This window comes from bacterium, assembly GCA_037128595.1.
Classification (GTDB): domain Bacteria; phylum Verrucomicrobiota; class Kiritimatiellia; order CAIKKV01; family CAITUY01; genus JAABPW01.
In genome coordinates, this window is record JBAXWB010000010.1 from 1 (window position 1) to 12,216 (window position 12,216).

At 56.1% G+C, this 12,216-nt stretch carries 9 protein-coding genes; 6 read left to right on the top strand and 3 right to left on the bottom strand.

Annotated elements, in window-relative coordinates; all coding sequences use genetic code 11:
• The first annotated feature begins 148 nt into the window (after positions 1 to 148).
• The 4 genes from WCS52_07795 to WCS52_07810 all read left to right on the top strand — a co-directional run bounded on the left by WCS52_07795 (position 149) and on the right by WCS52_07810 (position 5,505).
• Positions 149 to 1,393: a hypothetical protein gene (locus WCS52_07795; GenBank protein MEI6167082.1), complete on the top strand. Its 1,245-nt coding sequence runs from the start codon at positions 149 to 151 to the stop codon at positions 1,391 to 1,393.
• Positions 1,394 to 1,498: 105 nt separating this feature from the next.
• Complete coding sequence (locus tag WCS52_07800; protein ID MEI6167083.1) at positions 1,499 to 2,641, top strand: uroporphyrinogen decarboxylase family protein; 1,143 nt, start codon at positions 1,499 to 1,501, stop codon at positions 2,639 to 2,641.
• Positions 2,638 to 2,976 carry an L-rhamnose mutarotase gene (locus WCS52_07805; GenBank protein ID MEI6167084.1) on the top strand — a complete coding sequence of 113 codons (339 nt, stop codon included), beginning with the start codon at positions 2,638 to 2,640 and terminating at the stop codon, positions 2,974 to 2,976. Before WCS52_07800 ends, WCS52_07805 begins: the two co-directional genes overlap by 4 nt.
• Before the next feature lie 72 nt (positions 2,977 to 3,048).
• Positions 3,049 to 5,505, top strand: coding sequence for a hypothetical protein (locus WCS52_07810; GenBank protein ID MEI6167085.1), 2,457 nt, complete (start codon positions 3,049 to 3,051; stop codon positions 5,503 to 5,505).
• Between the two features lie 133 nt (positions 5,506 to 5,638).
• Here WCS52_07810 and WCS52_07815 read toward each other — a convergent pair whose 3' ends face one another.
• The 3 genes from WCS52_07815 to WCS52_07825 form a co-directional block, all read right to left on the bottom strand.
• Positions 5,639 to 5,947: a type II toxin-antitoxin system RelE/ParE family toxin gene (locus tag WCS52_07815; protein ID MEI6167086.1), complete on the bottom strand. Its 309-nt coding sequence runs from the start codon at positions 5,945 to 5,947 to the stop codon at positions 5,639 to 5,641.
• Entirely contained in the window at positions 5,940 to 6,200 is a 261-nt protein-coding gene (locus WCS52_07820) for a type II toxin-antitoxin system Phd/YefM family antitoxin (protein ID MEI6167087.1), read from the bottom strand. The genes WCS52_07815 and WCS52_07820 overlap by 8 nt, the downstream gene beginning before the upstream one ends.
• A gap of 90 nt (positions 6,201 to 6,290) precedes the next feature.
• Complete coding sequence (locus tag WCS52_07825; protein ID MEI6167088.1) at positions 6,291 to 9,125, bottom strand: hypothetical protein; 2,835 nt, start codon at positions 9,123 to 9,125, stop codon at positions 6,291 to 6,293.
• 62 nt (positions 9,126 to 9,187) lie between these two features.
• On the opposite strand from WCS52_07825, the gene WCS52_07830 reads away from it, so the two are divergent.
• Positions 9,188 to 11,164, top strand: coding sequence for an MFS transporter (locus WCS52_07830; protein ID MEI6167089.1), 1,977 nt, complete (start codon positions 9,188 to 9,190; stop codon positions 11,162 to 11,164).
• Positions 11,161 to 12,204 (top strand): uroporphyrinogen decarboxylase family protein, encoded by a 1,044-nt coding sequence (locus WCS52_07835; protein ID MEI6167090.1) that lies wholly within the window; start codon positions 11,161 to 11,163, stop codon positions 12,202 to 12,204. Before WCS52_07830 ends, WCS52_07835 begins: the two co-directional genes overlap by 4 nt.
• Positions 12,205 to 12,216: the final 12 nt, after the last annotated feature.

A 12,216-nucleotide genomic window follows, 5' to 3' on the forward strand; every position in this document is an offset into this window, starting at 1 on the left:
ACCGCGTGACCTTTTCATACAACAGGTGTTGCATTAGCTGGTTGCGCGCGGGTGTGATTAAACAACTATGTGATAGTTGTTTTATTGAGAGAATGAGTTTGAAAGACGGGTGCGCGATTGAAGGGGTTGAACGAGGGAGATCGTAATCATGAAGGACAATGATATCAGTCTATTGCGGGAGCTGGGGAAGAAAGTGGCCGAGGCGGCGGCATTGGAGATCAATGGGCAAACGATCACGATGTGGAAGCGTTTGAACGCGCTCCAGCCCGTGCGGCCCCTGATCATGCTGGACCAGCTTCCCTGGCATGAACTGAATGATACCGGTGAGCTGACGCTTCAGTGCGAGGACTCCTTCCTGCGCTCTGTCGAGTGCGACCTGCGCCAGCAACTCTACAAGTTTACCCATTTCCGCGGCGATATGGTCATGCCCGGTGCAGTCTGTATTCCCAAGTCCGTTCAAACCGTGCCGACCTTCCGTCCCGCCGAGGAAACCCTGGCAACCCAGGCGGATAACGATGTGGTCTCGCATGCCTATTCGGATGTGATCCCCGACGAGGAGGCGCTGGAGCGCATGGCCATGCCGGTGGTGTCGGTAGACGAGGCCGCCGATTGCAAGCACCTGGAGATCGCGACCAGTGTTTTTGACGGGATTCTGCCAGTCAGACTGGTCGGACCCACCTGGGGTTTTAGTTTCTATGCCGGCCTGTGGGATCAGATCACCATGTTGCGCGGCCCGGAGCGGGTGCTCTACGATTTAGTTGACCGGCCGGAATTCTCTCAACAGGTGATGGCTAAGTTTGTCCGGATGTCGCTCAGTGTGGTGGATCAATATGAGGCGCTAGGGCTTTTTGATGTGGGTGCCCCCTCGGTTCATTGTACCGGTGCCTACACCGACGCCTTGCCTGCCCCGGGATATGACGGGAAGAAAGCGCGGGCGGGGGATGTCTGGGCATTCGGACTGGCACAAATTTTCTCGACGGTCTCGCCTGCGATGCATGAGGAGTTTGAGATCGACCTGATTAAACCGTTGCTGGATCGGTTCGGGTTAGTCTACTACGGTTGTTGTGATCCGATGGACCGGAAGATCGATATCGTGCGCAAACTCAAGAATGTGCGCAAAATATCGATGAGTCCCTGGGCGGACACCGAGCGCGGGGCCGCCGAAATGGGGGGTGATTTTGTGTTCTCGGCCAAGCCAAATCCCTCCTTTGTCGCCATGGAGACCTTTGATGAGGCGCTCGTGCGCCAGGAATTACGGCATATCGTGTTGACATGCCGGAAATACAACACCCCCTGCGAACTCATTCTCAAGGATGTCAGCACCATCAAGCATCAACCTCAACGTCTGACCCAATGGGAACGCATTGCCTGGGAAGAGGCGAACGAGGCCTGAACAATTTGACGCGATGAGGGGAGGGTAATTATGAGCATGTTTGAGACCTTTGGTAAAACCTGTGGATCAATTCGCAAGCCCGGTGCACTGATAAAGTTAGAGCGCATGCGCACAGCACTGCGGCATCAGGAGCCGGATAGGGTGCCTGTCAGCGATTTCTTTTGGGGTGGATTTATCCGGCGCTGGCGTGAGGAGTTGGGACTACCTCCAGATGCCAATCCTTACTATTACTATGATCTGGACTGGATTGTCACGGTTCCGAACATGGACCCTTGGATTCGGCCGTTTGAGGTATTGCAGGAAACACCCCGCGAAGTCACGGTGAAAACCGGTTTCGGCGCGATTATGCGCAAGGTGTTCGACTTTCCCATGCCCGAGTTTGTGGGCTGGGAAATAGACTCCCTTGAAAAACTCGAGGCCGCAGTTAAGACTTTTGATTCCCCCTACGATCTGCGCCGATATTTTAACGCAGGTGACAATCAGATCGCAGGGGTAGGCGACGGCTTTGAGCGCAATAGTCCTCCTTGGGTGGACACGGTCGCCTCCCTATGGCCTGATTTTCCAGTATTTGGGAGTATCATCGAGGTCAATGAATGCCTGACACGTCTGATTGGTCCGGAAAACCACATGCTTTGGTTGGGTCTGGAGCCCGAACGAATGGCGGAGGCCGTGGCACGGATCGGGCAATTCTATCTGGATTGTGCCAAGGCGCAAATTGACGCCGCTTCGGGTAAACTTGACGGGTTTGTGATCTGGGGGGACTTTGCCTATAAATGCGGCACCTTTATGCAGCCCGAATTCTGGCGCAAGCACTACAAGCCCTGGGTGAAGGCAATTTCCGACCACGCACATTCAAAGGGCCTGATGGTGATCTATCATGGGTGTGGAAATGTCAACGCCGTCATCCGGGATTTTGCCGAAATGGCCATCGATGCCTACAATCCGCTTGAAGTCAAAGCCGGTATGGATGTGGTGGTTTTAAGGAAGGAACTCGAACACTCCCTGGGGTTCTGCGGCAATAGCGATATTCAGGTTTGGGAGAAGGGTGATCCTGAGGCCATTAAAAAGGAGATTCTTCGCAAGTTAAACGCAGCGAAGGGCGGTGGGTATATATTCCAGTCAGACCACTCGGTGGCCAGTAATGTGTCGGGCCGGACCTATGACATGATTATAAAATTGGTCCGCAAATATGGCCGTTATCCGCTCAATCTCGGAGAGTATGACGAGAGCATGGGGAGGTGGGCATGACACGATATGGGGCGGTGATTGGGTTGAAGGGTGAGAAGCTTGGGGAATATAAAACGCTACACACGGCTGTCTGGCCTGAGGTGCTGAAAATGATTGCCGAGTGCAACATCCGGAATTACTCCATCTATCTGCGAAGAATGTCTGACGGGAATCAATATTTGTTCAGCTATTTCGAATATACCGGCTTGGATTTTGCGGCGGACAGTGCCCGGATGGCAGCCGATCCCACTACCCAGAGATGGTGGTCATTCTGTATGCCCTGCCAGAATCCACTTCCGGATCGCGCAGAGAATGAATGGTGGGCGGCGATGGAGGAGGTCTTCCATTGCGATTGAGGTGAAGGGGCAATAGGAGTCGCACAGATGACAGGCAATTCAGAAAATCGACCTTCGAGGCACGCTATTCATATGGGGAAACCCTGTCCCCGGTTCATGGAAGGGGCGCTCCTGGGGAACGGAGCGCTTGGGGTCGTGGTCTGTACGAGGCCGGATGCGGTGGTGTTGCGGTTCGGCCACAATAATGTCTGGGATATCCGCATCGCCGAGGAGAATTGGGATAAAGTTCGCACCTTTGAAGAGATTTTCGGGCTCGCCAGGGAGGCGGCTAAAACCGGGGTTCCCCGTGAGACGGCGGACTGGGATCAATACTACACGGCGATGTTGGCCAACATGCGCTTCCCGTATCCGCGACCCTATCCCTGCGGTTCGCTGGTATTGGGCTTTGATCGGCGCGAGGCCGAATTACTGGGGCATCGACTCGATCCGGCAACTGGATTGTGCGAGGTGTTCTTCCTCGTCGGCGGTTGCCTGGCCCGGTTGGAAATCTTTACCGATATGGAGCAAGACCGCGTCTGGCTGCGGTTTCTCAATGAGCGGGGTCAACCAATGGCCGCGCCGTTTAACCGGGTGAATCTGATCCCTGAAGTCCTTTCCCGCGGCAAATTGCCCGCTCCGCTTGCGGTTCAGGGATTGCCTATGTCCAGCATGGCCTTCCGCCAGCGACTCTGCCGCTTACGACCCGGCTTGGAGGAGGGGCATGCCGCTCTGCATAGTATGGATGGCTTTCCGGGTAGTGGTGTGGCCACCAAGGATCTGGCGGATTCCGAGGTGACTGAAAATGCCGATCCCCGTGATAAAATGGTGCAGGTGACGGCTTGTTTTAACGGTCAGCTCCAACGCACGGATCGTCCCTGGATCGATAACATGGGCTCGCAACCATCGATGGATGCGCTGGAACGTGCCTTGCCGGGGACGTATCCCTTTGTCGCGTGCGTGCAACTCGATGAAGGGCTGGCCACGCGGCAGGTGGCGCCTGAGTCATTGCCTGAGGTCAGTTCGGGGGCGTTTGCCGCCACCCGGCAGCATGCGGTGGAGAATTGGGATTCCTATTGGTCAAAGTCGGCGGTGTCGCTTGACGATGAGGCGCTGGAAGCGGCCTGGTATCGCAACCTCTATTTTATGCACTGTGCGGTGCGGCCCGGTGTCACCTGTCCCGGTCTCTACGCCAACTGGAGTTATGGCACCATCGGGAGTTGCTGGCATGGTGATTATCACATGGATTACAATGCCCAGCAGCCGAACTGGGGCCTGTTCACCAGTAACCATGCAGACAAGCATCTGCCCTACGTGGATCTGGTGGAAAAACTGGTTCCGCTGGCCCGCCGGAATGCCCGTGAGTATTACCAGCTCCGTGGCGCGGCCTACCCCCACACGGCGTTCGGGGTCGAGATGACCATCCCTCCGAGCCTGCCGGTGCCCGACATGGGGTGGATGATGTGCGAAACACCCTGGACCGTTCAGAGTCTCTGGTGGCACTACCGGTACACTCTGGACCGGGAGTTTCTCGCGCAGCGGGCATTTGTGCCGATCCGTGAGGCGGTGCTGTTCCTGGTGGACTACCTGAAGCGGCAGGACGCCCACGGCCCACAGTGGGGCGATGAGGCCTATCATGTGTTCCCTACGGTGCCGCCCGAGTTGTATTGCCTCAAGGCCGACCTCAGCAAGAACCGGGATTGCATTGCCGACCTGACGCTCATCACGTTCCTATTCCGGGCCTATGGCGAAGCCTGCAAGGCGTTGGAGTGCGAGCAGACCGAGGCTGAACTGTTGGGCGAGGTACGTGAGATTCTGGAGCACTTTCCCGCCTATCCCACGGCCGATTCCCCGCGCGGAACTGTTTTTGTAACCGTGCCATCGGAGAATCCCGAGATTGTGCAGAACTGTCCCGTGAGTCTGATGCCGGTTTTCCCCGGCGAGGCGATTGGTCTGGCCACGCGTGAAACGAATCCACGGCTGTATGAGATTGCTGCCAACACCTACCGCAACCAACGGAACGAGGGGGGAAACGAGTTGGTCTTCCTGAATATGCAGGCCGCCCGCCTCGGCCTACTTGATCTGGAAAGATTCAAGCGCCAGTTGGAGTATTGTCGGATGCCCAATGGCTCCTACACCGACATGGTGCTCCAGGTGGGGGGGCGCTATTCGGATCGTACGCCGTTTGAGTTTATGGACACCGTGGGGGTCTGGTACGAAAACTTTGCGGTACCGGGCGTCATTAATGAATGCCTGCTGCAGAGCCACGATGAAACGCTTCGGGTCTTTCCCAACTGGCCCCATGCGGTGCGGGCGGAATTTACGACGCTTCGCGCAAAAGGGGCGTTCCTGGTCAGCGCCGCCTGCAACCACGGGGCGGTGGAATGGATTGAGGTTTTAAGCGAGGCCGGTCAGCCACTCCGGATCCACCTGCCGTGGCCGGACGGCGCACGGTGTCAAAGCCCTGCGGGAGAGTTGACGCTCCAACAGGTCTATTGGGAAACGACCACCCTTCCCGGAGATCGTTTCCGGTTCACTACGGTAATTCGATAGACCACCGCTTAACATGTTGCACCTATGGTGATATATTTGCTTTAGGCTGTTGAAAACTTCTACAACAAAGGGATGAATACATCCAGGTGATCGCCGTTCAGGTGAACGTTGCTGAGAACGCGCTGTTCCCGGTTTATAGTTGTTTAATGTAGTCTTGTGCCCCGTAAAAGAAGCGAAGGACGTAAACGGTGTTGGAATTCTCGTCGATACGGAATATCAATAGGTAATTGTCAATCAGGGCTTTGCGATATCTTTTGTTCTTGAGGTAAGTATCCCCACATTCGCTGAACATTCGGGGCGTGCTCTTGAGTGATCCATAGCACTCTCCGATTATGTCCAATAGCGCAGAAGCGGCTGAAGGATTCATAAGCTTAACGGCGATGTAATCCACAATGCCGTCCAAGTCCTGTTCAGCGCTTCTGGTTATGAGAAGCTTATACATGGCGCTTGGTCCGGAGTTTCTTCAGGGACGTTTCCGCATCAACAACCCTGCCTCGAGAAATGTGGGATTCCGCCTCCTCGATCCTGGCATAGACGTCCAGTTTTGCCAGACTGTCTTCATAGCGTTTGATGCTCATGATGACCATGTCGCCATAACCGTTCTTGGTGATGAAAATTGGAGCATCCGCCAAACGGCATTTTTCTGAAATGTCCACCGTGTTCTTTAAATCTCGGATGGGTATGATTTGTGGCATAATCGATTCTCCTTATGTGTGGCATATTTATACCACAATAAGGCCATCATGGCAATGGGGTCCTTGCGGATCTTCTCATCAATCGACTTATTACCGGGTTGGGGCGGCGGGTAAGACTGCGACCTTCGAGCAACCGCGGGTCAGCCCGGTTTTGTCGGTGGCGCAGACGATCACGATGTCGTTGTCGATCCCTGCCATGCCGCTGACCCAGTACACCACGGCTCGACCGGTGCTGGGCCAGGGCAGGTTGGGTAGGTAGGGCGACAGTTTGAACTCTTCCACCACGATCTTGATCAGGGGGTTGGTCTGGCGCGAGCCGAGCAGAATCACCTGGCGATCAATGGCCAGGGGCGTGGAGAGATAGACGGATTTAATGACGTCTCTTGGCCTACGTTGCAGATAACAGGAAGCGGTCGCCACCTCGACAGCGTTTCCGGATTTTCGTAGTGTTGCCGCCAGATCTTCCGCCTGAGCCTTTTCGGATTCCACTCCATATAATACAAGAATCGGACCGTGTTTGGGTTGGAGCGACTCGGCGATGCGGTCGGCATCAAAGCAATCTACGGCGGTATTGGTGAACAGGGGTAATACTTGTTCTTTCACTTTGCACTCCGCCATCGCGGTGTGACCGCTTAACCGGTCGCGGACCCGAACTTTCCAGCCACCTGATGCGGCCGTGGAGCCGATATGGAACGATTCCTCGTAGCGGCCATCAACGGCCGCCCGCCATACTTTGCAGAACACCGCTCCGTCGGGAGACGTCAGCTCGACTTCAATCGGAACGGTCATGGCTAAAGGCGTTTTGCCAGCCTGCACGCTCGCCTTGATCCTGATTTGTCCGGCGCTGGCATTGGGCGAGTCCAGCACCACCCCTGTGATGGCGGCGGGAGCGAGGGCCAGTAGGACGGCATCGCCTTCCGGCAGGTTTAGGTTCAACACACGTTCCTTGACCAGTTGGCTTGTGAACACGTTGTAGACCACATACTGGCCTGCAGGCAGGGTGACTTTAGCCGAGGCCGGTACGAGGGAATGGCGGGCTCCGGCGACGTCATTCTGGGTCATGTTGACTAACCAGAGGTAACGACCGCCTCCCGCCGCCAGTTCGGAGGGAAGGAACATTGGATTGTCACAGGTAACAAGAGGGGGCGCAACCGCGCCGAGTGCTGTGCTAAAGGCCTCCATGTTGGGTCGGACCAGGGTGTCGAAAAGGCGGCGGTCAGAAACCGTATAGGGTTGACCAACCAATCCGTTTCTCGCCGCCGATTCCCAGTCGGCAAAGGCGAAGGGGAGTTTTCGGGCGCCCTTGATATCGGCTGTGGATCCGGCGTCGAGCATGACACAGCCGCCACCGGAAATGTAGGCTTCAAAGGCGGCCTTAAGCTCTGGCCGGAGCGTGGTCAACCCGGGACACAGGATAACTTTGTGTACAAAGGCCTTTTTGTCGAGCAACTCCTCCTCCACCACCCAACTGGAGGGATAGCCACAGGCCATGGCGGTCAACCAGGCCGTGGATAGCTTGCCCGGATAGATCAGGCCGGCTTGGGTGATGTCCACCTCCCGCGCGAAATCAACCAGATGCTGATCACGGCTGTGGAAAAGGCCGACAGCGTCGCGCTGTTTTTTCAGGGTTCCCAGCACTGCTGAAAGGGGGAGGATCTTGTCTGATATCTCCTTTGCCTGGGGCCACGTGTCGGCCCAGTCCAATGGCCAGGTCAACCCTTCCACTTTGCGCGCCAGTGAGCTGTACACCACGGCGCGGATGGCGTTGTCCGGGGTAATCCCTTGCCAGGGCGCCAGCATCCAGAGAGGTTTGTCCCAGGCGCCACTGCGCATGGCATCCACTTCGCCGGCCTGATACCAGAGCCCGAAGTGATAAAGGTTGTAACCGTGTGTTGAGAGGACATCGACACCTTTTCCTGTGTCAGGCATATAGTTTCCGTCCTGGATCCATTTCCAGGAATAAAGCTGGCTGTATCCGATCAGCGTTGGATCGACGGCATGGATGTCGCGGGTGAATTGGCTGAAGGCTGAGCCGAGGAGGGTGGTACGCCAGCGCATCCAGTCGAGCCAGGCCGGCATATTCTCGCCCGGCTTCCGCCAGTTGGGTGTAGCCTTTCCGGTTTGAGATGTATAGGTGAGTCGTTGTGAAGGAACAGCCAGGGGGCCAATATAGCCGCCAGGCCCAGCGGTAAAAGGTTCATCGGGGTGCATGCTGCGGAGGTCGCCTTGCCCGTTATCACAACCCCAGGTCAATCCCGGCTCGTCGGCGTAGTGCAGGCCGATAAATCCGCCCCCGAGAAAACGGCCAAATTGGGCAGCCTGCCGGGTTCGGTAGCGCAGGCTGTTGATTACGGCAGGTTCCGACCAATCATTACGGATGTCGACCGGCTGGTGCGTGGCCGCAAGGGTATAGACGGAACTCCAGCGGGCCTGAGCCTTGACGCAGCGATCCACCAGGGTGGGATCCACGCATAGCATCTCGTAGAAGCTGGCCTTCTGGAGCATATAGGTATTGAAGCCGTAATCCGCCTGCCAGCGTAGTGCCCGGTCGAGGGTATTGGGATTGGCCTGGTAGTTGCAGATCGTAAAGGGCGTATTGCGGATACTGGAGACAACTTCAAACGGGAATGAGCGGGCGCCATTTTTATAAATCCATTTTCCGGGTGACAGTGTATTAGGGGAGAGAGTGAGGTGATAACCATCGAGGCCGGCTTCTGTCTTCAAGGGAGTGCGGCGACCGGATGGCGACTGTATCTCGGGCGGATTGACTCCACTCACCGGGTCAAAGAGGGGAATGGATTCAAAGTCGTAGAAGCAACTGCGTCCGTTCAGCGTGCCGGGACCCTGGTCATCCGCGATAACCGGGCAGGTGATAAGAAAAGCCATGGCCGCAACGGCCATCCATCGTCTTGATTCTTGATTCATTTCAACAACTAGGAAATAGTTGTTTGTTCAATGCAAGAGCAAACCGGAAAGCATATTATCCAATGAAGTCGCGCGAATACACCTGTGGCAGTTTGAGATATACAACAGCGTCCCTAACCATTCTGTTTTCATGGCTGTTGTGGGGCGACTTCTGTTTTACCCTGATGGAGGCCGTGGTTCCCTCCATCGTGCCGCTGAAGCTGCAGAACCTGGGCGCCTCGAGCATGCTACTATCGACTATTCTCACAACGCTCCCGGCCATCTTGAATCTGACGGTGTGTCCCTGGGTGAGTTACAAGAGTGACCGGCACCGAAGCCGTTGGGGGCGGCGTATTCCCTTCATCCTCTATACCATGCCCTTTCTTTGCGTGAGCCTGGTCATGATGGGGTGGAGCCAGGAAATCGCCACCCTGCTGACGACCTGGATCCCCCCGTTGCGGAAGGTGGCGCCCACCAGCGTGATGATCGGCTTGATCGGGTTCGTCATGGTGATTTTCCAGTTTTTCAACATGTTCGTGAACTCGGTCTATTGGTATCTGTTCAACGATGTGGTGCCGGGCCATATGCTGGGGCGCTTTACCGGGCTGTTCCGGATTGTCGGGACGGGGGCGGGTGCCCTCTATAGCGGCTTTGTGTTCCAATACGGACTGAGTCACATGCGCCTGATTATGACGGCGGCGGCCTTGCTCTACTTTGTCGGGTTTGGTCTGATGTGCCTGTTCGTCAAGGAGGGGGAGTATCCCTCGCCGCCCGTGGACGACAAGCCGCATCAGGGCCCCCTGAAGGAGTTCATCAGCAACTTCAAGATTTACATGAAGGAGTCCTTCAGCACCCGGTTTTACTGGTACTTCTATTTGTCCCAGGCGTTTTTTGCCATGGCCTGTGCCGGCGGGGTATTCGGCATGTTCAACCAACTCGAGATGGGGCTTAGCCTCGAGCAGATGGGCAAGATTGGTATGGTGGGCCAGGTCATCGGGATGGTCGCGGTCTATTTTGCCGCCATTTACGTGGATCGCTGGCATCCTATGCGCATCCTGACCTATATGGCCGTATTTGCCGCAGTGGGAGGTTTCGGGAGTTGGATCTGGCTGACCATGACCTTCCCGTCATCGCTGTTCTTCTGGATGAGCATTGCGGGAACCTTTGCCGGAGTTTTTGCCGGGGCTTTGAACGGGTGTTGCCTGTTGCCCGCCTTCATGCGCCTGATGCCAAAGTCAAGGTATGGTCAGTTGAGCTCCGCCTATGCCATGGTGCGTTCGGTGGCCACGATTTTGGCGGGCATCCTGGCCGGGGTGTTTATGGATCTTTTCCTCTGGCTGCATCATGGCTCCTCGTTTGCGTACCGCTATCTCTTTATCTGGTTCTGGTTGTTCAATGTCTTGTCATGTGTGTGTTATGTTCTGGCCTACCGCAAGTGGCAACAGCTTGGCGGCGATACGGATTACCGTGCCCCGGCGCCGTGGGAGCCGTCGGGATATGAACCGGTCAGTGATAACACCCCTTCGGTGCCGACCAGTTCCAAACTGCTGATGCTGGCCATGCATCTTGGTACGGCGGCCTATGCCATGACAATCCTGGTCATTCCTGGGTTTCTGTATCTGATGCAGCATACAGGGACCTTCTCCGTCGGGCTGTGGCGATTTGCCTTCACGTACCAGATGCATGCCATGCCCCAGGCGGTGTTTTGCACATTTCTCTTCTACCTGCCTGCCACGGCACTGATTCTAATTCTCTGGCTGCGTCTGGTACGGGCCATTCGGATCGACCTGAAAACCGTCGCCACGGGTGGAATCCCCCGTTACGGGCTCCCGCATCATGGCGTTCTGGTGGTTTTGGGAATTCAGGGCTTGATCACACTGCCAATCACGTGGATGCAATTTGCCTGGCTCATCCATATCGACATGCAACGTGAACTGATTATTTTCGGGTTGGCCAGCGTCCTGGGCAGTCTCGCCAATGTGGCGGCCTACCATCTGATTCGTGTTCTTGAAACCAGGAAGAGTGTTTGTGTCCAGTCGCGTGATAAGGAGCTCGCATGAATTCAAAACAACGTGTTGAACGGGTCATCCAGGGAGCCATACCGGATCGGGTGCCGGTGTGTCTGCATAATTTCCTGCTGGTGGCCAAAGAGGCTGGTATTTCTTTGGATCAGATGCTGACGGATCCGGTGGTGATGGCGAAGGCGCATCTGCAGGCCTATGAGAAATACCGGCATGACTGCATCCTGATTGATTATGATACCACCCTGTTGGCGGAGGCGATGGGGGCGGTCCGTGATCACGCCCCCGGCGCTCCTGGGCATATCGCCGGACCCGCCATCAATGACCTCGGCGAAGTTGGAAAATTGCACGTGGTCGATCCGGACCGAGATGGGCGTATTCCGATGCTTCTGGAGACAATCCGCATCCTTAATCGCGAAGTGGGCGGCGAAGTTTCGATCAGGGGCAACGCGGACCAAGCCGCATTCTCATTGGCCGGCCTGCTGCGTGGTACGGAGGATTTCCTGCTCGATCTTGCCGGTGATCCGGACAATCCCGCGATTAGGGAGTTGTTGGAGGTGTGTCATCAAAGCCATCTTGCGGTCCATCGTGCGCTGATTAAGGCAGGTGCCCATTTCACCTCGCTTGGCGATAGCCCATCGGGTCCGGATGTAGTCTCGCCACAGATGTTTGAAACCTTCGCGCGGCCGTATCACGAGCGGTTGGTGCGGGAACTTTCTCAGGATGGTATTTTCACGGTGATCCATATTTGCGGCAATACATCGGCTATCCTGAACCAGTTTGCAGCCTACCCTGAATGCGGCTTCGAGTTGGACTACAAGACCGATGCGGCCCAGGCGAAATCACGGGTGGGTTCAAGACATGTCCTGTTTGGCAATATCGACCCGAGCGGAGTGATCGGGCGGGGGACGGTGCAGCACGTCAGAGAGGCTTCCGCAACGCTGATCCGGCAATGGAAGCCTGGGGGGCGTTTCATTCTCAACGCCGGTTGTGCCATTCCGGAATGCACGCCTCCGGAAAATATTAGTGCCTTGATTGATAGTGCTCGGGAATTTGGGAGTTATGACTGCAGGACATAGGCGCACCATGAA